This is a genomic window from Clostridium sp. LBM24168 (assembly GCF_052953915.1).
This window is the reverse complement of record NZ_CP196861.1, coordinates 3,006,359-3,029,499: the sequence shown is the minus strand read 5'-3', so window position 1 is coordinate 3,029,499 and position 23,141 is coordinate 3,006,359. Positions and strand designations below refer to the sequence as shown.

Here is a 23,141-nt window from a genome sequence, read left to right as displayed (position 1 = left end):
ACTTAATAAAATATTGAAACTTTAATTAGATTTTTGGACATTAGATGTTTTTGATTTATCTGTAGAATTATTTCCATCATGTTCAATTTCATTAAATTTGCTATTTACTATTATTATATCGACTCTTCTATTTTTTGCTCTACCCGCTTCTGTAGAATTATCAATTATTGGCTTATATTCTCCATATCCCGCAGCTGAAAGTTTCGTCGGACTAATTCCAACTTTAGATTGCAAAAATTGAGTAACATTTGCTGCTCTAATACACGATAATTGCCAATTCGAAGAATACTGATTGTTGCTAATAGGAACATTATCAGTATGACCTTCTACTCTTATTAAATTTCCTAATTTATTTACGATTTTACCTATTCCTATCAACTTAGTTTGAATTCCTGGTTTTATTTCAGCTTTTCCAGTATCAAAAAACAAAGTATCATTTATACTTACTATCAGTCCCCGCTCATCTACTTGCGTACTTACACTATTGCTCAATCCATTTTGTTTAAGATACTTGTCAACTTCCTTTTTTAATTGTTCCAATTTTTTCTCTTCACTCACACTTGCATTTGCAGTGTCCATCTCTTTGACCCTATCCTCAACACTTGATGTATTCTCTGAACCTACTATACTTTTTCCTCCACCCATAGCTATACTAAGTGATTCTGAAATTTGCTTGTACTTGTTTTGATCCACCTGACTCATAGAATACATAACAATAAAGAATATCATAAGTAAGGTTATCAAATCAGAATAAGTAAGCATCCATCTCAAGCCATCTGCTTTCTTCCCCTCTTTTTTTTTCTTCATAGTTCAGCCTTCCCATCCATTCTTTCAAATTTCGATAATTCTTCCTTGTTTAGAAAACTTTTTAACTTTTCTGCTATAGTATTTGGATTTATGCCCTCCTGAATATAGAGTATCGCCTCAACAATAAGTGTCTTTTCTTTTACCTCTTTTTCATCAGCTTGCCTTAATCTGTTTGCTATTGGCAACCATAAAAGATTAGCTGATCCTATACCATATAGCGTAGCCAAAAATGCAGTCGCTATTTTAGGTCCTAATGTTGCCGTGTCTTCAAGATTGCCTAAGACATGTACTAATCCCATAACTGTACCTACTATGCCCATGGTAGGTGAATATCCACCTGCACTCTCAAATATAGATGAACCTTCCAAATGCCTTTCAGATGTGGATTCAAGTTCTAGTTCCAATATACTTCTTACCGCTTGAGGGTCTACTCCATCTACTACAAGCTGAAGGCCTTTTTTTATAAACGGGTCCAAATTTGGATCATTAGATATTTCACCTTCCAAACTTAACAATCCATTCTTTCTAGTTTTATAGGATACATCTTTAAAATAAGAAATTAAAGCTGGTAAATCTGCTTTTCTAGGACTAAAAAGTACTTTAAACATTTTAGGAAGCCTTTTTAGTACATTCATAGGAAATGATAACCCCGTAGCACCAATTGTACCTCCAAAAACTATTATTGCTGCAGTAAGTCCTATAAGTGCTCCTGCCGATCCACCTTCTAACATATAACCAGCTACCACAGATAAGATTCCAAAAACCATAAATATAATAACAGATATATCCATTTTTCTCCTCCATCTAGTTAATTTAATTCTCGCTTTTAATCTAATTCATCATCTCTATAATAGATATTCGTATAAAATTTATTACTCTTTAACACAATATCCAATCTAAATACAATTTATTTATAATTATAAATTAAATTTTTAACACACTTAGATGGGGGACTACTTGGACAAATTAAAAAGACCACCTTCTGGCAGCCTTTTTAATTTGGTCAAATCAGTCTTTCTGGGATGGTGCTCCTACAGGACAGACATTGGCACAGTTTCCACAATCAATGCAAGTATTTTCATCTATCACAAACTGAGTATCTCCCTGACTTATTGCCTCAACTGGGCACTCTGAAGCACAGGCTCCACAACTTACACAAGCATCACTAATTTTATATGCCATATCGAAAACCCTCCTTAAAATTATAATCATAAAATGTCTTTCGTTGATATTCTATCATACTTATATAATTTTTAAAAGTCAATTTTTAAAATACAGCATATCCTAAATCTTCAAGTGATTGAATAAGTACATTATCATTTATAAAATAATCATCATATACTATACTAACTTCACCTTTTTCAATATTTATCTGGCAAGCTATAACCCCTTGATTATTCGCTATAGCACTTCTTATATTATTTACATCTTCAGTAGTATGCATATTGGAAACTTTAAATATTGATTTCATATGAGATTGCCCCCTATTCTTCCTTAAATAATTGTTTTATTATATCTGAATCCTTTATATCATCATTTTCTATATCAACTTTAATTTCATCTTCACTTATATTTCCCTCATAACTACCTGAAATCAATTCTACATCATTTATATTGATCTGCTTTATTACATCCTCTCCATCATGATTTTTTATCTTCACCTTAACATTCCCTCCCACTACGGAATTACTTACTACCTCGCCATTTCCGTAAGGAGTACTTACAATGGATTTCACTTTAGGCATTCTCTTTCTTATATCTTCATAAATATATTGCTCATAATTCAAACAACACATAAGCCTTCCGCATATTCCTGAAATTTTCGTAGGATTAAGTGATAGGTTCTGTTCTTTTGCCATTTTTATAGAAACTGGTACAAAATCACCTAAGAACGTTGAACAACACATGGTTCTGCCGCAAGGTCCCAAGCCTCCTATCATTTTAGCTTCATCTCTTACCCCTATCTGCCTAAGCTCTATTCTTGTTCTAAATATAGATGCCAGATCTTTTACAAGCTCTCTAAAGTCTATCCTTCCATCTGCTGTAAAGTAGAAAATTACTTTATTATTATCAAAAGTATACTCTACATCTATGAGCTTCATTTTTAAATTGTGCTGCTCTATTTTATTCATACATATAGAAAAAGCCTCTTTTTCCTTTTTCTTATTTTCATTATGCTTTTTTATATCTTCATCTGTAGCAATTCTAAGTACATTTTTCAGTGGAGATACAATATCCTCTTCTTCTATCTGCTTTGGCTGTATGACACATTTACCAAATTCTACTCCTCTAGCTGTTTCTACTATGACATTACTATATTCCTTTATATCTAAATTTCCCGGTGAAAAATAATATATTTTCCCAGCCTTTTTGAAACGCACTCCTATAACAGTTACCATATTTCATTTATACCTCCTGCATCTTCAGCAACATAGAATCAAAAACTAGATTTGAATTTACATTACCTGAAAGCATGTTTCTCGCATTTTTTATAATATCTATAATGTAATATAATTTATTGAATGATAACATCTCACCTATAGATTTTATTCCATCAAATTTATCAATATTTATAAGTATTTCTTGATCTCCTGTTTCTTTATAAATAAGTACATCTCTTACATAGGACAATATACAAGTAAATATTTCCTGCCAGTTCTCCTTATATTTAAACAGGAAATAATGATATCTGTGCACAACTTCCAATTCTCCTTTTGGCAATTCTTTTAACAATCCTAAAGTATTATTTCTTATTTGATGGAAATCCTTATCTTCTATAAATTTTTCTGCCCTTCCAGGTATACCATCACTAAATGCTATAATAGGCTTCTTTTCATTATACTGTAAATTAGGATATTTTCTATTTAGAAATTCAGCTATCTCATCATCCTTGAGCCTATTTAATTTATATACTTCACATCTTGACTGTATTGTATCCAAAATGTTATCCAGTTTCTCACACAATAAAATTAAATATATACAAGTAGGCGGTTCTTCTATTGTCTTCAAAAATGCATTTTGTGCAGCTTCCGTCATCAAATCCGCATTATATACTATAATTACTTTATTATCACACTCATAAGGCCTTTTATTAGTTTCCTCTATTATACTCTTTACATCATCTATACCTATAGATTTCTTATTATTCTTAAGTTTATATTCCACAATATCAGCATACTGCTTTGCTTCCTTTTTGCCTAGTATTTTTCTTGCCGTTTCCCGGGCAATAATACTTTTCCCTATTCCATCTTCACCTGCAATAACATGCGCATGAGAAAATCTATTCAATTCTACAGTTTTAATTATCTGTTCTATTATTTTATTATGACCTATTATTTTATCAAAATACAACAAAAAGTTCCTCCCGTTAAATCTTAATAAACCTATCTACATCTACTACAAATATAGTTGCACCTCCTACTTCCACTTCTACTGGATAAGGCATATAGATCCCAGTAGTCCCTGCAACTGTCGAAGGAGTTGTTATAATTTGATCTCTAGTCTTACAAACTTCTTCTATATTTCCTATTACCCTATCCACATCTTTTTCTTCCACACCTATCATCAGAGTAGTATTACCAGACTTTAGAAATCCTCCAGTAGTAGCTAATTTTGTAACTCTGAATTTATCTTCAGTTAATTTTTCTATCAAATTACCAGCATCATCATCCTGAACAACAGCTATAACCAATTTCATAAAAATCCCCTCCTCTTTAATATAATGTAGTTGTATTAATATAATATTATCATAACTCCATATCTTATGATACAAAATTCAATTGCTCTATAACTAAATTATATATATAACTATGTATTTTTTCTATACTCAAAATTTTATTGTTTTCTATACAACGTATCTTATTCCAACTATATTTATCTGCTACATATAATGAATTGTCATAACATTTTCTTAAATATTCATAGTTGTTTTCATGAATATCCTTCTTTTCATTTCCAGTAAACTTATTGCATCTGTTTTTCATAAGTTTATTACTATATTGAGGTGGCATATCTAAAAAAATTACACAATCAGGTTCCGGAAGTTCATATAACTTATATTCCAGATTCCAAAGCCAATCCAGGAATTCATCTCTTTTACTATCATCATCTATTTTAATGGACTGATGTACCATATTCGAGGTAGTATACCTGTCTGCTATAACAATACCTCCACTTTTATAAAATTTCTCCCATTTCATCTTGTAGGAAGCAAATCTATCTACTGCATAAAATGTAGACGCTGCATAGGCATTTACTTCTTCGGCATTATTTCCAAAATCTCCATTCAAATACATTTTAACAAGAGCAGAAGAATTACTTTTATAATCAGGAAACTCTACCTTTTTTACTCTATAACCTTCCTTAAATAACCTGTCAAATAATATTCTAGATTGAGTTGCCTTACCGCTTCCATCAGATCCACTTTCTATTACAATTAACTTTCCTTTCATGCTTTCCCTCCCATATTTAGCATATAACTTCCATTACATTTTCATGCATACCAATCAATTCTATATTATTGGATTTATAATAATTTATAGTTTTTATAACATCTGAATCTACTAACTCACCTGGACATATTATAGGTACACCTGGAGGATATGGTATTATACTTTTCCCACAAATTCTATCAATAGCATTTTTTATATCTATAGTCTCCTTTTTCTTTAAAACTGCCTCCCAGGGAGCAAGTTCCATTTCAGGGATTTTATAATACACAATATTAAAATTTCTGTTTTTTATTTCTTTTAGTGTACAATTTTTTAATACTTCATATAGTTTTTCAAATTCATATTTATTATTAAAGGGCGATAAAATTAATACAATATTTGAAACATCACTCATCTCTACCTGTATTTTATTCTTTCTCAAATAATGGGCCAAATAGTTTCCGCTGTACATTTTATCTAAATTTATAACATATCTGGTTAAATCTATATCCCATATAAAATTCAAATCACTAATATACTCTTTATCTATTACATTCATTCCATCTATATAATTTATTTTATCTCTATATAAATTAGCCATAGACATAAGTTTTTTATAATCAACCTGTCCATAATTCTCGAGATAAAACCTTGCATAATCCATAGAACACAGTGCCATATAGGAAGGGCTTGTACTTGTAAAGATGTCAAAATAAAGATCTGCTCTATAAATGTCACTTGCTCTATTTACATGTAAATATGCAGTTTGAGTAAAACTCGATAGAGTTTTATGACAACTCATAACTACCATATCTGCACCTAACTTTACTGCACTTTCTGGAATATCACTACAAACTCCAAAATGAGCACCATGTGCCGAATCCACAAGCACTTTCATATTGTATTTTTTTGAAAAATCTATTATAAATTTTAAATTACTACATATACCATAATAATTCGGATAAGTAACTATTACAGCTTTGGCATCTCTATTATCTATTACTGTTTGTAAAAAATGCTCCAGATTTATAGCACCAGGAGCATTCAATTTATTACTTACACTATTTTCCACATATACGGGAATAAGTTTTCTCATAATTATGGCATTCAATATAGACCTATGACAATTTCTCTCTACAATTACTTTATCACCTTCATTGAGGCTCGCAAATACCATTATCATATTACCAGACGTACTTCCATTAACTAAAAAATAAGACTTTTTAGCTCCATAAAAACTCGAAAGTCGTTTACTTGCTTCTAAAATTATACCATTTTGATTATGAAGATTATCTACCCCATCTACTTCTGTAATATCACATTTTATTATATTCTTCAAAAATTCTCTTCCTATGGAGGTATTATAAAATCCCCTCCCCATTCTATGTCCTGGCATACAAAAGGATATATTATTTTCCTTGACATATTTTAAAACCCCTTCTAAAAGTGGTAATTCTGACAATTCAATTCCTCTCCTCTTATGATTAAAGGTACTATTGACTTTTTTATACACCTTTTATAATGTCTATAAAAATCAGTACCAAATTCTAAATTCATCATTCTTTCTTCACAGCATTTACATATTCCCCTATTATATATTATTATACCATCATTTATAGCTTTCCCACATATAATGCAATGTATTTTATTCATAATGTCCCCCCAATAATTAATTTTAGTATCAAACAACTTATCTTTATTAAGATTATTTCCATTAATATAAATAATATTCAAGTTCACTATATTTTTTTAATTAGTGCAATAGTATTTAATCCATGGGGTGGTTTTCAATTATCACATATATTCGTATATATAATAATTATATTCACAAATATACTATATAAGTTATAATATAACTATAATTTATAATATTAATTGGATTATGGGTGAAATTATCTACCTAGGAGGAAATTATATGATTTCAATTTATAAAACCATAGATGAATCAGGCACACTTAAACCTTTGGATACAATAGAACACGGATGTTGGATAAATATTATAGCACCTTCTGATGAGGACTTATTATTAATATCCAAAAAATCCGGTGTATCTATGGAATTTCTGAAAGCCGCACTGGATGAAGAAGAAACATCCCGTATAGATACAGAAGATAATAACTTGCTAGTAATAGTAGATATTCCATTTACAGAAATGGAGGATAACTCTTTGACTTATGATTCCTATCCTTTGGCCATAATTCATACTGAATCCACTATAATAACTATATGCTTAAAAAACAGTAAAATATTAATAGATTTTATAGACAAAAAAATTAAATCATTTTATACTTTTAAGCGTTCAAGATTTATACTTCAAGTATTATACAGAATATCAAGTTATTATCTATTATATTTAAGACAAATAGATAAAAAAAGTGTTATGATAGAACAAAAATTACAAAAATCCATGAGAAATAAGGAATTTATTCAACTTCTTTCCCTGGAAAAATCCTTAGTCTACTTTTCTACTTCATTGAAGGCAAATGAAATAACTCTAGAAAAAATGTTAAAATTGGAATTACTGCAGAAATATCCTGAAGATCAAGACATTCTAGAAGATGTTATAATTGAAAATAAACAGGCCATAGAAATGACCAACATATATAATAATATATTAACTGGAACTATGGATGCTTTTGGTTCAGTGATATCTAATAATTTAAATATTGTAATGAAACTTTTAGCCTCCATAACAATTGTATTATCAATACCAAATATTATATTTGGTTCATTCGGAATGAATCTTACAGGTATTCCTTTTAGCAAACATCCAAACGGTTTTTGGCTTGTATATGGAGTAACGGCTATTATATGTGTAATTTCAATAATTTTTCTTAAGAAAAAAAATTTATTTTAAGGATGGTGATATATTTGCTAGGTAAAAGATTGCAAAAGGGTGATACCATAGGTCTTGTATCGCCTTCTGGTCCTATGAAATCAGAAGATATAAAAGATAGCATAAACTTTTTAAAGCAACTTGGCTTTAATGTAAAAGAAGGTAAACATATATATGACAAGTGGGGATATCTAGCTGGAAAGGACAAAGACAGAGCACAAGATCTCATGGATATGTTTTCCGATAATAATATAGACATGATATTATGTATAAGGGGCGGCTATGGTGCCATGAGAATACTTCCTTTAATAGATTTTAATATAATAAAAAACAACCCAAAAATATTTTCTGGTTTTAGTGATATAACAATATTAATCAATAATATATATTCCAAATGCAATATTATAACCTTTCATTCTCCAATGTGCAATTCCAACTTTCAAGATAAAATAACCTTGGAAAGTTTTATAAACACGTTAACTTATGGGTATAAACCATTCAAAATACAAAATGCTGATGGTAAAACTGATGGATATCTCAATTCCTCAACTTATTTTAATGGAAATTCTGCCAGTGGAATACTTGTCGGTGGAAATTTGTCTCTTATTACAAGTACCATAGGTACACCATATGAACTAGATACCAAAAATAAAATACTTTTTATCGAAGACGTAGATGAACGACCTTATCAAATTGACAGAATGTTAACCCAGCTGATTTTAAGTGGAAAACTCCAAGAATGCAATGGAATCATACTCGGCCAATTTGAGAATTGCAAACTTCCAAATTACAGGTCAAGCTTAACATTGGATGAAGTGTTTAAAGATAGGCTTATAAATCTTGATAAACCTATAATTGTTAACTTCCAATGTGGACATTCCTATCCAAGATTGACTATACCAATAGGAGCTCATGTAAAAATAGACTGTAAGGAGCAGACTATCGATGTATTGGAACCTGTTGTAAAATAATAATTCTATTTATTACAATAATTCAGCTATGATATAATATCAACTAAAGAGGTGTTTTTATGAATTATGAAAATTTAAAATCAGCTATAAATTCCAGTAATAACATAGTATTCTTTGGAGGTGCAGGAGTTTCTACAGAATCAAATATACCTGATTTCAGATCTGAAGCAGGATTATATAAGACCAAGAACAACTTTTCCTATCGCCCTGAAGTTATGCTGAGTCACAGTTTCTTTATGTCACACCCTGAAGATTTTTTTGATTTTTACAGGGCTAAAATGGTATATAAAGAAGCTAAACCGAATGATGCACATTATTCTCTGGCAACACTTGAAAAGCAGGGAAAATTAAAAGCTGTTGTAACTCAAAACATAGATGGTCTTCATCAAATGGCAGGTTCAAAAAATGTACTAGAACTTCATGGATCCATTCATAGAAACCATTGCACAAGATGTGGAAAGTTTTTTAATTTGGACTATGTACTAAGCAACTCCGATATTCCAAAGTGTGACAGCTGCGGTGGCATTGTAAAACCAGATGTAGTTTTATATGAGGAAGGTTTAGACATGGATGTTGTCAACAAATCCGTTCAGTATATCAAAAATGCAGATATTTTAATTATAGGCGGTACATCACTTGTTGTATATCCAGCTGCAGGGTTAATTGATTACTTCAATGGAAGTCACCTTGTACTCATAAATAAATCTTCAACTCAATATGACAATAGAGCAGATATTGTAATCCATGACAGCATAGGAAAAGTACTCAAGTCTGTATTATAAATATTTTATAGCATACTTAAAAAGGAATGTCTTAAAAACACAGCCCTTTTTAAGTAGAACTATTATTTTATTATCCCTATAGAATTAAAGAATACAATTATAAGCAATATTGGAGACACAAATTTTAATATAAATCTATAAATAGATATATGCCATGTTATCTTTATGCTTCCATAATTAGTAAGCTCTTCTTCTATGTCTTCTTTCTTTGTAAACCAACCAACCAAAATAGCTACTAGGAGTCCTCCTATAGGCATAAATATATTCGATGATGCGAAGTCAAAGGCATCAAACAATGTTTTGCCAAAAATCGAAATTCCACCCAGTATACTCGTCTTGTCAGCAGATAATGTAGCCATTACTCCTATAAGCGCTATAACTATAATATTTACAGCAACAGCCTTCTCTCTTGACATTCCCCTTTCTTCAGTAAAATATGCTATTAACACTTCTACCATTGATATCATAGCAGTGGTGGCCGCTATAGCACAAAGGGCAAAAAATAAAACCAAAAGTATATTGCCAAAAGGTATTTTAGAAAAAACTATAGGTATAGTCATAAATAATAGTCCTGGTCCACTGCTTGGCTTCATATTAAAAGAAAACACAGCTGGAAATATTGCTATCCCAACAAGTAATGAAACTGCAATATCAGATACGGCAACTCTTATAGGAGTTGTCACTATATTATTATCATCGGTAAAATAACTACCATAGGTAACCATTGTACCCATACCTAATGACAGCTTAAAAAAAGCTAATCCTAATGCTATAAGTATGCCTTGTTTTGTCATAGTGCTAAAATTTATCTGAAATAAAAACTTCAATCCTTCTCCAGTCCCAGGAAGAGTTATCGCTCTTATATCACATATTATTATAAGTAAAAATAACAATGGCATCAAAGTCTTGGTAACCTTTTCTATACCTTTTTGTACCCCCATAATTAATATTATACCAACTACAAGCAAAACTACCAGCTGCCATAAAATAGGAGGCATAGGTCCCAAAATTGTACTAGTAAAAATATTCTCGGAGACTTTAGATGTAACTCCACTGAAATCGCCTTTTATCGATTTAAAAATATATGAATAAACCCATCCACCAACACAGCTATAGAAAAACATAATTAAATAAACCGTTATCATTCCAAATATAGGTATTACCTTCCAAAATGACTGATTGGGCTTAAGCTTTTTAATAGCACCCATAACATTTTTCTTTGTTCTTCTACCTATAAAAATCTCACTTATCATAACCGGAAGGCCAACAAACAAAACACACATTAAATATACAAACAGAAATGCCCCACCACCATTTGTACCTACCATATAGGGAAATTTCCATACATTGCCTAAACCAACTGCAGATCCCAATGTAGCGAAAAACACTGCTAGTCCAGAAGAAAATCCTTCTCGACGCTTTTTTTCCATTTCATGTTCCCCCTTAAAAAAATTTGTAAGCAAAAAAGGTAAGTAAGCAATCAATGCCTACTTACCTTTTTATAAAACCCGGCAGCTACCTACCCTGCCACAGGGCTACCCCTGCAGTACTCTCGGCACGATGAAGCTTAACCATCCTGTTCGGAATGGGAAGGGGTGTTACCTTCACGTCATAACCACCAGATATTTGACATAAATCATTAAATATGGAAAACATATGTATACCATATGGAATACTATTGTTCTCTGAAAATTGCACAGTAAGATATATTTTGATCAAGCCCTCGACCTATTAGTATCAGTCAGCTCAACATGTTGCCATGCTTACACCCCTGACCTATCAACCTCGTGTTCTCCGAGGGGTCTTACCAGCTTACGCTGTGGGAAATCTAATCTTGAGGTGGGCTTCACGCTTAGATGCTTTCAGCGTTTATCCCTTCCCGACATAGCTACCCAGCAATGCTCCTGGCGGAACAACTGGTGCACCAGAGGTCAGTCCATCCCGGTCCTCTCGTACTAAGGACAGCTCCTCTCAAATTTCCTGCGCCCGCGACGGATAGGGACCGAACTGTCTCACGACGTTCTGAACCCAGCTCGCGTGCCGCTTTAATGGGCGAACAGCCCAACCCTTGGGACCTACTTCAGCCCCAGGATGCGACGAGCCGACATCGAGGTGCCAAACCTCCCCGTCGATGTGAACTCTTGGGGGAGATCAGCCTGTTATCCCCGAGGTAGCTTTTATCCGTTGAGCGATGGCCCTCCCACGAGGTACCACCGGATCACTAAGCCCGACTTTCGTCCCTGCTCCACCTGTATGTGTCGCAGTCAGGCTCCCTTATGCCTTTGCACTCTAAGAAGGATTTCCGACCCTTCTGAGGGAACCTTTGGGCGCCTCCGTTACTTTTTAGGAGGCGACCGCCCCAGTCAAACTGCCTGCCTAACAATGTCCCGTGACCAGTTTCATGGCCGCCGGTTAGAATTCCAGTACTGTCAGGGTGGTATCCCAAGGGTGGCTCCGCCAGGGCTGGCGCCCCGGTTTCCATGCCTCCCACCTATCCTGTACAGACAATACCGAAACTCAATGCTAAACTGCAGTAAAGCTCTACGGGGTCTTTCCGTCCAATCGCGGGTAGCAAGCATCTTCACTTGCACTACAATTTCGCCGGATTTGTTGTCGAGACAGTGCTCAAATCATTACGCCATTCGTGCGGGTCGGAACTTACCCGACAAGGAATTTCGCTACCTTAGGACCGTTATAGTTACGGCCGCCGTTTACTGGGGCTTAAGTTCATACCTTCGCCTTACGGCTTAGTATTCCCCTTAACCTTCCAGCACCGGGCAGGCGTCAGCCCCTATACTTCAGCTTTCGCTTTAGCAGAGACCTGTGTTTTTGATAAACAGTTGCTTGAGCCTATTCTCTGCGGCCCCTTTCGGGGCACTCCTTATCCCTAAGTTACGGAGTTAATTTGCCTAGTTCCTTAACAACAATTCTTCCGATGGTCTTAGGATTCTCTCCTCACCTACCTGTGTCGGTTTGCGGTACGGGCACTAACCTGCTCCATAGAGACTTTTCTCGGCAGTGTGAAATCGGATACTTCTCCATAATTGGATCCCCATAACACCCCGGCATTGACCGGATGGATTTTCCTTTCCGGCCTGCTTCAGTGCTTAGACACACATCCAATAGTGTGCACATCCTATCCTTCTGCGTCATCCCTTCTGTCAAACGCAAGTTTGCGGTATCGGAATATCAACCGATTGTCCATCACCTACGCCTTTCGGCCTCGGCTTAGGTCCCGACTAACCCTGGGCGGACGAACCTTCCCCAGGAAACCTTAGGTCTTCGACCAATAAGATTCTCACTTATTTCTCGCTACTTATGCCAGCATACTCTCTCCTGTACAGTCCACAGCTCCTTCCGGTACTGCTTCTATCCGTACAGGATGCTCCTCTACCACTCTTTCGAGTCCATAGCTTCGGTGGTAAGTTTTAGCCCCGGACATCTTCGGCGCAGGATCTCTCGACTAGTGAGCTGTTACGCACTCTTTGAATGAGTGGCTGCTTCTGAGCCAACATCCTAGTTGTCTTCGAAATCCCACATCCTTTTCCACTTAACTTACACTTTGGGACCTTAGCTGATGATCTGGGCTGTTTCCCTTTTGACCGCGGATCTTATCATTCGCAGTCTGACTGCCGTCATTCAAGTATATGGCATTCGGAGTTTGATAGGGTTCAGTAACTGTTGTCAGCCCCTAGCCCATTCAGTGCTCTACCTCCATTACTCATTGGCGACGCTAGCCCTAAAGCTATTTCGAGGAGAACCAGCTATCTCCGAGTTCGATTGGAATTTCTCCGCTATCCACAGCTCATCCCATGGTTTTTCAACACCAACGTGGTTCGGTCCTCCACGGAATTTTACTTCCGCTTCAACCTGGCCATGGATAGGTCACCCGGTTTCGGGTCTACAGCATGCAACTAGCCGCCCTTTTAAGACTCGGTTTCCCTTCGGCTCCGCACCTTAAGTGCTTAACCTTGCTGCATACCGTAACTCGCTGGCTCGTTCTACAAAAAGCACATCGTCGCACGTAAAAGTGCTTCGATCGGTTGTGGACACACGGTTTCAGGTTCTATTTCACTCCCCTTCCGGGGTTCTTTTCACCTTTCCCTCACGGTACTTCTTCTCTATCGGTCACCAGGTAGTATTTAGCCTTAGGAGGTGGTCCTCCCTCTTTCCCACAAGGTTTCTCGTGTCTCGTGGTACTCTGGTACAGACTAGAACTTTTTCAGCTTTCACTTACAGGGCTTTTACCTTCTGTGGCGGAGCCTTCCAGCTCTCTTCAGTTAACCTATTGTTCACATTGTCTGTCCGAACCCCAGGAACAAGTTCCTGGTTTGGGCTCTTTCCCTTTCGCTCGCCGCTACTTAGAAAATCGATTTTTCTTTCTCTTCCTCCGGGTACTTAGATGTTTCAGTTCCCCGGGTTTACCTCCCCAACCCTATTTATTCAGCTTGGAGTACAGTGCTTCCACTGTGGGTTTCCCCATTCGGAAATCTTCGGTTCACAGACTATTTGCGTCTACCCGAAGCTTATCGCAGCTTATCACGTCCTTCTTCGGCTCCTGGTGCCAAGGCATTCACCATGCGCCCTTTGTAGCTTGACCTTTTAAAAAATTGCTACTGACTTCCTATGACTACGTCAAATACCTCTCTGCGGTGCTCATTTACATAAGTAAACTCCGCTCCTCATTTGGTCTTTTCCTTGTCATACTCGTCATTACCAATTTTTAATCACTTATGCTTGCCGGTAAATATAAAATGTATTATACAGACAAGTATAATCTACAAAGGTTATTTCTAACCTTAGCTTTACTTTAAATATGAAGTCTTTCGACTTCTATTTTTCTTACTGTGCAATTTTCAAAGAACAACAATTTTGAAGGATATAATCCTTCAAAATTAAACAGAATAAAAATTTCTATTAACTTCGCATCTTTTCGTCAAAACCACTCACTGCGGTGCTCATTTACACAGGTAAACTCTGCTCCTCATTCGCGTTTTTCCTCAATCTGCTCGTTACTATCAATTTTTACAAGTTACTAATTCAAACAAACTACCAACATTTTGAAACAGTATTACTGTTTCATTTCTCCTTAGAAAGGAGGTGATCCAGCCGCAGGTTCTCCTACGGCTACCTTGTTACGACTTCACCCCAATCACTAACCCCACCTTCGGCCGCGCCCTCCTAAGTTAGGCTACGGACTTCGGGTGTTGCCAGCTCTCATGGTGTGACGGGCGGTGTGTACAAGGCCCGGGAACGTATTCACCGCGACATGCTGATTCGCGATTACTAGCAACTCCAGCTTCATGCAGGCGGGTTTCAGCCTGCAATCCGAACTGGGAACAGTTTTTGAGTTTCGCTCCACCTCGCGGTATTGCTTCTCTTTGTTCTGCCCATTGTAGCACGTGTGTCGCCCTGGACATAAGGGGCATGATGATTTGACGTCATCCCCACCTTCCTCCGCGTTAACCGCGGCAGTCTCGTTAGAGTGCTCATCTTAATGTTAGCAACTAACAACAAGGGTTGCGCTCGTTGCAGGACTTAACCTAACATCTCACGACACGAGCTGACGACAACCATGCACCACCTGTCTCCCTGCCCCGAAGGGCTTCGCCTGTCTCCAGGCTATGCAGGGGATGTCAAGTCCAGGTAAGGTTCTTCGCGTTGCTTCGAATTAAACCACATGCTCCGCTGCTTGTGCGGGCCCCCGTCAATTCCTTTGAGTTTTAATCTTGCGATCGTACTTCCCAGGCGGAGTACTTATTGTGTTTACTGCGGCACAGAAGGGGTCGATACCTCCTACACCTAGTACTCATCGTTTACGGCGTGGACTACCAGGGTATCTAATCCTGTTTGCTACCCACGCTTTCGTGCCTCAGCGTCAGTTACAGTCCAGAGAACCGCCTTCGCCACTGGTGTTCTTCCTAATCTCTACGCATTTCACCGCTACACTAGGAATTCCGTTCTCCTCTCCTGCACTCCAGATATCCAGTTTGAAATGCAGCACCCAGGTTAAGCCCGGGTATTTCACATCTCACTTAAACATCCGCCTACGCACCCTTTACGCCCAGTAAATCCGGACAACGCTCGCCACCTACGTATTACCGCGGCTGCTGGCACGTAGTTAGCCGTGGCTTCCTCCTCTGGTACCGTCATTATCGTCCCAGAAGACAGGGCTTTACAATCCGAAGACCTTCATCACCCACGCGGCGTTGCTGCATCAGGCTTTCGCCCATTGTGCAATATTCCCCACTGCTGCCTCCCGTAGGAGTCTGGACCGTATCTCAGTTCCAATGTGGCCGATCACCCTCTCAGGTCGGCTACGCATCGTTGCCTTGGTAGGCTTCTACCCCACCAACTAGCTAATGCGCCGCGGGTCCATCTCAAAGCGGATTTCTCCTTTCATCCAGAATTCATGCGATTTCTGGTGTTATGCGGTATTAATCTCCCTTTCGGGAGGCTATCCCCCTCTTTGAGGCAGGTTACCCACGTGTTACTCACCCGTCCGCCGCTAAGTCGCCCCCGAAGGGGTTCCTTCGCTCGACTTGCATGTGTTAGGCACGCCGCCAGCGTTCGTCCTGAGCCAGGATCAAACTCTCAATTTAAAAGTTTGTCTCTACTCATTTACTTCATTGCTGCATCTCTGCAGCCCAAAAGAATTGCTGGTTTATTTCTTCAAGTTTTCACTTGTTTCTATTCTGTTTAATTTTCAAGGATCATTTCTCTTCTTCTGCCGCCCTTTTGGACAGCTTTTACATTGTATCATCTCATCTATTGTTTGTCAACATTTTTTAATACATTGCAACAACAGATTGAAATAACTAGCTTCTGTTGCCTTTTGTGGACAACGAATGTTATTATATCACAGGTTATTATTCTACAATTTATTCATTCTTCCATATTATAAGCTTATTTTGTCCTTATCTCTTTTTTTCTATTCATTTCTAACTTTTTTATATATAGATACACACGGTTATGTTTATATTAATAACTATAATATTTCAATTGAACAAATTTACAATTGAAATAGACTGCTTAACTCAGAGAAGGTTGTCATGATTATAATACCAAATAAAATAAATTAAAAATACTCTAAATTTATTTTATTTCAACTTTATATCTCTTCCTCAATTCTTTATCAAATTTAGAATATTGATATGCCTGACGTTCCTGTAACAATCCTCTTTTAATAGAATCCTTTACTTGATTATAAGATGCCCTAGAAGTCTTTATTTTTTCTTCAACTTTTATTAAATGATATCCGAACTGAGTTTTTACGGGTTTACTAATTACTCCTATATCTAACATAAATGCAACATTCTCAAACTCTGGAACCATTTGTCCTCTTGAAAATTCGCCTAAATCCCCACCTCGAGCTTTAGATGGACAAGAAGAATATTTTCTTGCAGCATTTTCAAAAGACATTCCATCTTGAATTTCTTTTAAAATTTTTTCAGCTTTTTCTTCACTATCTACCAGTATATGCTTTGCCTTTACTTTTTCAGGATTCTTATACATATCTTTATTTGCATTATAATAATCTTCAACTTCTTTATCATTAACATCAGCATTACTCATAACCTTAGATATAGCTACCTGTGTTAATATATCTTTTTTAGCCAATTCAATCATTCTTAAATATTCTTCATCATTTTCAAGATTCATATCTTTAGCATAATTATATGCTAATTCAAAAAATATCATTTCATTTAACAAATGTTTTTTACCTTCATCCGTATTCAACTGGTTCCTTTTATCTATAGGAAATCTATTAATAGAATCTTGAATATCACTTTCTTTAATTTCAGTCCCATTTACAATAGCTAATATATTATTACTCATAGATTATCTCCCTTCATTTTTACTTACATAAATAATTATGCCTCATTTATGATTAAATTTCCATATCAAAATTTATAGATATAATTAAAAGAGCCCTAGATAAATCCAGAGCTCTTTGGTGGCCAGACCAGGAATCGAACCAGGGACACGAGGATTTTCAGTCCTCTGCTCTACCGACTGAGCTATCTGGCCACATTCAAAACCCGGCAGCTACCTACCCTGCCACAGGGCTACCCCTGCAGTACTCTCGGCACGATGAAGCTTAACCATCCTGTTCGGAATGGGAAGGGGTGTTACCTTCACGTCATAACCACCAGATATTTGACATAAATCATTAAATATGGAAAACATATGTATACCATATGGAATACTATTGTTCTCTGAAAATTGCACAGTAAGATATATTTTGATCAAGCCCTCGACCTATTAGTATCAGTCAGCTCAACATGTTGCCATGCTTACACCCCTGACCTATCAACCTCGTGTTCTCCGAGGGGTCTTACCAGCTTACGCTGTGGGAAATCTAATCTTGAGGTGGGCTTCACGCTTAGATGCTTTCAGCGTTTATCCCTTCCCGACATAGCTACCCAGCAATGCTCCTGGCGGAACAACTGGTGCACCAGAGGTCAGTCCATCCCGGTCCTCTCGTACTAAGGACAGCTCCTCTCAAATTTCCTGCGCCCGCGACGGATAGGGACCGAACTGTCTCACGACGTTCTGAACCCAGCTCGCGTGCCGCTTTAATGGGCGAACAGCCCAACCCTTGGGACCTACTTCAGCCCCAGGATGCGACGAGCCGACATCGAGGTGCCAAACCTCCCCGTCGATGTGAACTCTTGGGGGAGATCAGCCTGTTATCCCCGAGGTAGCTTTTATCCGTTGAGCGATGGCCCTCCCACGAGGTACCACCGGATCACTAAGCCCGACTTTCGTCCCTGCTCCACCTGTATGTGTCGCAGTCAGGCTCCCTTATGCCTTTGCACTCTAAGAAGGATTTCCGACCCTTCTGAGGGAACCTTTGGGCGCCTCCGTTACTTTTTAGGAGGCGACCGCCCCAGTCAAACTGCCTGCCTAACAATGTCCCGTGACCAGTTTCATGGCCGCCGGTTAGAATTCCAGTACTGTCAGGGTGGTATCCCAAGGGTGGCTCCGCCAGGGCTGGCGCCCCGGTTTCCATGCCTCCCACCTATCCTGTACAGACAATACCGAAACTCAATGCTAAACTGCAGTAAAGCTCTACGGGGTCTTTCCGTCCAATCGCGGGTAGCAAGCATCTTCACTTGCACTACAATTTCGCCGGATTTGTTGTCGAGACAGTGCTCAAATCATTACGCCATTCGTGCGGGTCGGAACTTACCCGACAAGGAATTTCGCTACCTTAGGACCGTTATAGTTACGGCCGCCGTTTACTGGGGCTTAAGTTCATACCTTCGCCTTACGGCTTAGTATTCCCCTTAACCTTCCAGCACCGGGCAGGCGTCAGCCCCTATACTTCAGCTTTCGCTTTAGCAGAGACCTGTGTTTTTGATAAACAGTTGCTTGAGCCTATTCTCTGCGGCCCCTTTCGGGGCACTCCTTATCCCTAAGTTACGGAGTTAATTTGCCTAGTTCCTTAACAACAATTCTTCCGATGGTCTTAGGATTCTCTCCTCACCTACCTGTGTCGGTTTGCGGTACGGGCACTAACCTGCTCCATAGAGACTTTTCTCGGCAGTGTGAAATCGGATACTTCTCCATAATTGGATCCCCATAACACCCCGGCATTGACCGGATGGATTTTCCTTTCCGGCCTGCTTCAGTGCTTAGACACACATCCAATAGTGTGCACATCCTATCCTTCTGCGTCATCCCTTCTGTCAAACGCAAGTTTGCGGTATCGGAATATCAACCGATTGTCCATCACCTACGCCTTTCGGCCTCGGCTTAGGTCCCGACTAACCCTGGGCGGACGAACCTTCCCCAGGAAACCTTAGGTCTTCGACCAATAAGATTCTCACTTATTTCTCGCTACTTATGCCAGCATACTCTCTCCTGTACAGTCCACAGCTCCTTCCGGTACTGCTTCTATCCGTACAGGATGCTCCTCTACCACTCTTTCGAGTCCATAGCTTCGGTGGTAAGTTTTAGCCCCGGACATCTTCGGCGCAGGATCTCTCGACTAGTGAGCTGTTACGCACTCTTTGAATGAGTGGCTGCTTCTGAGCCAACATCCTAGTTGTCTTCGAAATCCCACATCCTTTTCCACTTAACTTACACTTTGGGACCTTAGCTGATGATCTGGGCTGTTTCCCTTTTGACCGCGGATCTTATCATTCGCAGTCTGACTGCCGTCATTCAAGTATATGGCATTCGGAGTTTGATAGGGTTCAGTAACTGTTGTCAGCCCCTAGCCCATTCAGTGCTCTACCTCCATTACTCATTGGCGACGCTAGCCCTAAAGCTATTTCGAGGAGAACCAGCTATCTCCGAGTTCGATTGGAATTTCTCCGCTATCCACAGCTCATCCCATGGTTTTTCAACACCAACGTGGTTCGGTCCTCCACGGAATTTTACTTCCGCTTCAACCTGGCCATGGATAGGTCACCCGGTTTCGGGTCTACAGCATGCAACTAGCCGCCCTTTTAAGACTCGGTTTCCCTTCGGCTCCGCACCTTAAGTGCTTAACCTTGCTGCATACCGTAACTCGCTGGCTCGTTCTACAAAAAGCACATCGTCGCACGTAAAAGTGCTTCGATCGGTTGTGGACACACGGTTTCAGGTTCTATTTCACTCCCCTTCCGGGGTTCTTTTCACCTTTCCCTCACGGTACTTCTTCTCTATCGGTCACCAGGTAGTATTTAGCCTTAGGAGGTGGTCCTCCCTCTTTCCCACAAGGTTTCTCGTGTCTCGTGGTACTCTGGTACAGACTAGAACTTTTTCAGCTTTCACTTACAGGGCTTTTACCTTCTGTGGCGGAGCCTTCCAGCTCTCTTCAGTTAACCTATTGTTCACATTGTCTGTCCGAACCCCAGGAACAAGTTCCTGGTTTGGGCTCTTTCCCTTTCGCTCGCCGCTACTTAGAAAATCGATTTTTCTTTCTCTTCCTCCGGGTACTTAGATGTTTCAGTTCCCCGGGTTTACCTCCCCAACCCTATTTATTCAGCTTGGAGTACAGTGCTTCCACTGTGGGTTTCCCCATTCGGAAATCTTCGGTTCACAGACTATTTGCGTCTACCCGAAGCTTATCGCAGCTTATCACGTCCTTCTTCGGCTCCTGGTGCCAAGGCATTCACCATGCGCCCTTTGTAGCTTGACCTTTTAAAAAATTGCTACTGACTTCCTATGACTACGTCAAATACCTCTCTGCGGTGCTCATTTACATAAGTAAACTCCGCTCCTCATTTGGTCTTTTCCTTGTCATACTCGTCATTACCAATTTTTAATCACTTATGCTTGCCGGTAAATATAAAATGTATTATACAGACAAGTATAATCTACAAAGGTTATTTCTAACCTTAGCTTTACTTTAAATATGAAGTCTTTCGACTTCTATTTTTCTTACTGTGCAATTTTCAAAGAACAACAATTTTGAAGGATATAATCCTTCAAAATTAAACAGAATAAAAATTTCTATTAACTTCGCATCTTTTCGTCAAAACCACTCACTGCGGTGCTCATTTACACAGGTAAACTCTGCTCCTCATTCGCGTTTTTCCTCAATCTGCTCGTTACTATCAATTTTTACAAGTTACTAATTCAAACAAACTACCAACATTTTGAAACAGTATTACTGTTTCATTTCTCCTTAGAAAGGAGGTGATCCAGCCGCAGGTTCTCCTACGGCTACCTTGTTACGACTTCACCCCAATCACTAACCCCACCTTCGGCCGCGCCCTCCTAAGTTAGGCTACGGACTTCGGGTGTTGCCAGCTCTCATGGTGTGACGGGCGGTGTGTACAAGGCCCGGGAACGTATTCACCGCGACATGCTGATTCGCGATTACTAGCAACTCCAGCTTCATGCAGGCGGGTTTCAGCCTGCAATCCGAACTGGGAACAGTTTTTGAGTTTCGCTCCACCTCGCGGTATTGCTTCTCTTTGTTCTGCCCATTGTAGCACGTGTGTCGCCCTGGACATAAGGGGCATGATGATTTGACGTCATCCCCACCTTCCTCCGCGTTAACCGCGGCAGTCTCGTTAGAGTGCTCATCTTAATGTTAGCAACTAACAACAAGGGTTGCGCTCGTTGCAGGACTTAACCTAACATCTCACGACACGAGCTGACGACAACCATGCACCACCTGTCTCCCTGCCCCGAAGGGCTTCGCCTGTCTCCAGGCTATGCAGGGGATGTCAAGTCCAGGTAAGGTTCTTCGCGTTGCTTCGAATTAAACCACATGCTCCGCTGCTTGTGCGGGCCCCCGTCAATTCCTTTGAGTTTTAATCTTGCGATCGTACTTCCCAGGCGGAGTACTTATTGTGTTTACTGCGGCACAGAAGGGGTCGATACCTCCTACACCTAGTACTCATCGTTTACGGCGTGGACTACCAGGGTATCTAATCCTGTTTGCTACCCACGCTTTCGTGCCTCAGCGTCAGTTACAGTCCAGAGAACCGCCTTCGCCACTGGTGTTCTTCCTAATCTCTACGCATTTCACCGCTACACTAGGAATTCCGTTCTCCTCTCCTGCACTCCAGATATCCAGTTTGAAATGCAGCACCCAGGTTAAGCCCGGGTATTTCACATCTCACTTAAACATCCGCCTACGCACCCTTTACGCCCAGTAAATCCGGACAACGCTCGCCACCTACGTATTACCGCGGCTGCTGGCACGTAGTTAGCCGTGGCTTCCTCCTCTGGTACCGTCATTATCGTCCCAGAAGACAGGGCTTTACAATCCGAAGACCTTCATCACCCACGCGGCGTTGCTGCATCAGGCTTTCGCCCATTGTGCAATATTCCCCACTGCTGCCTCCCGTAGGAGTCTGGACCGTATCTCAGTTCCAATGTGGCCGATCACCCTCTCAGGTCGGCTACGCATCGTTGCCTTGGTAGGCTTCTACCCCACCAACTAGCTAATGCGCCGCGGGTCCATCTCAAAGCGGATTTCTCCTTTCATCCAGAATTCATGCGATTTCTGGTGTTATGCGGTATTAATCTCCCTTTCGGGAGGCTATCCCCCTCTTTGAGGCAGGTTACCCACGTGTTACTCACCCGTCCGCCGCTAAGTCGCCCCCGAAGGGGTTCCTTCGCTCGACTTGCATGTGTTAGGCACGCCGCCAGCGTTCGTCCTGAGCCAGGATCAAACTCTCAATTTAAAAGTTTGTCTCTACTCATTTACTTCATTGCTGCATCTCTGCAGCCCAAAAGAATTGCTGGTTTATTTCTTCAAGTTTTCACTTGTTTCTATTCTGTTTAATTTTCAAGGATCATTTCTCTTCTTCTGCCGCCCTTTTGGACAGCTTTTACATTGTATCATCTCATCTATTGTTTGTCA

General features: G+C 39.1%; 15 protein-coding genes, 1 tRNA gene and 6 rRNA genes. 3 read left to right on the top strand and 19 right to left on the bottom strand.

The genetic code is table 11. The features are described 5' to 3' along the window. Positions 1-21 precede the first annotated feature (21 nt). The 10 genes from ACSVC9_RS15120 to ACSVC9_RS15075 all read right to left on the bottom strand — a co-directional run bounded on the left by ACSVC9_RS15120 (position 22) and on the right by ACSVC9_RS15075 (position 6,890). Positions 22-807, bottom strand: coding sequence for an OmpA/MotB family protein (locus ACSVC9_RS15120; protein WP_446898234.1), 786 nt, complete (start codon positions 805-807; stop codon positions 22-24). Next, positions 804-1,598 (bottom strand): flagellar motor protein, encoded by a 795-nt coding sequence (locus ACSVC9_RS15115; protein WP_446898233.1) that lies wholly within the window; start codon positions 1,596-1,598, stop codon positions 804-806. The genes ACSVC9_RS15120 and ACSVC9_RS15115 overlap by 4 nt, the downstream gene beginning before the upstream one ends. Positions 1,599-1,815: 217 nt before the next feature. Further along, entirely contained in the window at positions 1,816-1,989 is a 174-nt protein-coding gene (locus tag ACSVC9_RS15110) for a DUF362 domain-containing protein (protein ID WP_446898232.1), read from the bottom strand. An 85-nt stretch (positions 1,990-2,074) separates the two neighbouring features. Continuing rightward, positions 2,075-2,278, bottom strand: coding sequence for a heavy-metal-associated domain-containing protein (locus tag ACSVC9_RS15105; protein WP_446898231.1), 204 nt, complete (start codon positions 2,276-2,278; stop codon positions 2,075-2,077). Positions 2,279-2,291: 13 nt separating this feature from the next. Beyond that, positions 2,292-3,206: a PSP1 domain-containing protein gene (locus ACSVC9_RS15100; protein WP_446898230.1), complete on the bottom strand. Its 915-nt coding sequence runs from the start codon at positions 3,204-3,206 to the stop codon at positions 2,292-2,294. Between the two features lie 7 nt (positions 3,207-3,213). Beyond that, the gene (locus tag ACSVC9_RS15095) at positions 3,214-4,158 is read right to left on the bottom strand and encodes a DNA polymerase III subunit delta' (RefSeq protein WP_446898229.1); all 945 of its coding nucleotides are present in this window, start codon (positions 4,156-4,158) and stop codon (positions 3,214-3,216) included. Between the two features lie 16 nt (positions 4,159-4,174). Then, on the bottom strand, positions 4,175-4,504 hold the full coding sequence (locus ACSVC9_RS15090) for a cyclic-di-AMP receptor (protein ID WP_446898228.1): 330 nt from the start codon (positions 4,502-4,504) through the stop codon (positions 4,175-4,177). A gap of 64 nt (positions 4,505-4,568) precedes the next feature. After that, positions 4,569-5,258: a dTMP kinase gene (locus ACSVC9_RS15085; RefSeq protein ID WP_446898227.1), complete on the bottom strand. Its 690-nt coding sequence runs from the start codon at positions 5,256-5,258 to the stop codon at positions 4,569-4,571. Positions 5,259-5,274: 16 nt separating this feature from the next. Continuing rightward, positions 5,275-6,699, bottom strand: coding sequence for an aminotransferase class I/II-fold pyridoxal phosphate-dependent enzyme (locus tag ACSVC9_RS15080; protein WP_446898226.1), 1,425 nt, complete (start codon positions 6,697-6,699; stop codon positions 5,275-5,277). Continuing rightward, positions 6,678-6,890 (bottom strand): sigma factor G inhibitor Gin, encoded by a 213-nt coding sequence (locus ACSVC9_RS15075; RefSeq protein ID WP_446898225.1) that lies wholly within the window; start codon positions 6,888-6,890, stop codon positions 6,678-6,680. The genes ACSVC9_RS15080 and ACSVC9_RS15075 overlap by 22 nt, the downstream gene beginning before the upstream one ends. 262 nt (positions 6,891-7,152) lie before the next feature. Here ACSVC9_RS15075 and ACSVC9_RS15070 point away from each other — a divergent pair, with 262 nt between their 5' ends. The 3 genes from ACSVC9_RS15070 to ACSVC9_RS15060 are packed head-to-tail and all read left to right on the top strand — an operon-like array spanning position 7,153 to position 9,826. Further along, positions 7,153-8,094: a magnesium transporter CorA family protein gene (locus tag ACSVC9_RS15070; RefSeq protein ID WP_446898224.1), complete on the top strand. Its 942-nt coding sequence runs from the start codon at positions 7,153-7,155 to the stop codon at positions 8,092-8,094. A 14-nt stretch (positions 8,095-8,108) separates the two neighbouring features. Beyond that, on the top strand, positions 8,109-9,044 hold the full coding sequence (locus ACSVC9_RS15065) for a S66 peptidase family protein (RefSeq protein WP_446898223.1): 936 nt from the start codon (positions 8,109-8,111) through the stop codon (positions 9,042-9,044). A gap of 59 nt (positions 9,045-9,103) precedes the next feature. Continuing rightward, positions 9,104-9,826 (top strand): NAD-dependent protein deacylase, encoded by a 723-nt coding sequence (locus tag ACSVC9_RS15060; protein ID WP_446898222.1) that lies wholly within the window; start codon positions 9,104-9,106, stop codon positions 9,824-9,826. 62 nt (positions 9,827-9,888) lie between these two features. On the opposite strand, the gene ACSVC9_RS15055 is transcribed toward ACSVC9_RS15060, so the two are convergent. The 9 genes from ACSVC9_RS15055 to ACSVC9_RS15015 all read right to left on the bottom strand — a co-directional run bounded on the left by ACSVC9_RS15055 (position 9,889) and on the right by ACSVC9_RS15015 (position 22,962). After that, positions 9,889-11,256: a sodium-dependent transporter gene (locus ACSVC9_RS15055; RefSeq protein ID WP_446898221.1), complete on the bottom strand. Its 1,368-nt coding sequence runs from the start codon at positions 11,254-11,256 to the stop codon at positions 9,889-9,891. A gap of 76 nt (positions 11,257-11,332) precedes the next feature. Further along, a 5S ribosomal RNA gene (rrf, locus tag ACSVC9_RS15050) occupies positions 11,333-11,449 on the bottom strand. 88 nt (positions 11,450-11,537) lie between these two features. Next, a 23S ribosomal RNA gene (locus tag ACSVC9_RS15045) occupies positions 11,538-14,426 on the bottom strand. 493 nt (positions 14,427-14,919) lie between these two features. Further along, positions 14,920-16,428 (bottom strand): 16S ribosomal RNA (locus ACSVC9_RS15040). 493 nt (positions 16,429-16,921) lie between these two features. After that, positions 16,922-17,665 carry a peptidylprolyl isomerase gene (locus tag ACSVC9_RS15035; protein ID WP_446898220.1) on the bottom strand — a complete coding sequence of 248 codons (744 nt, stop codon included), beginning with the start codon at positions 17,663-17,665 and terminating at the stop codon, positions 16,922-16,924. A 116-nt stretch (positions 17,666-17,781) separates the two neighbouring features. Next, positions 17,782-17,857, bottom strand: a tRNA-Phe gene (locus tag ACSVC9_RS15030). A gap of 9 nt (positions 17,858-17,866) precedes the next feature. Beyond that, positions 17,867-17,983 (bottom strand): 5S ribosomal RNA (gene rrf / locus ACSVC9_RS15025). 88 nt (positions 17,984-18,071) lie between these two features. Then, positions 18,072-20,960: ribosomal RNA gene (locus ACSVC9_RS15020) — 23S ribosomal RNA — on the bottom strand. Between the two features lie 493 nt (positions 20,961-21,453). Then, positions 21,454-22,962: ribosomal RNA gene (locus tag ACSVC9_RS15015) — 16S ribosomal RNA — on the bottom strand. Together the 16S, 23S and 5S rRNA genes with 1 tRNA gene alongside form the textbook arrangement of a ribosomal RNA operon. Positions 22,963-23,141: the final 179 nt, after the last annotated feature.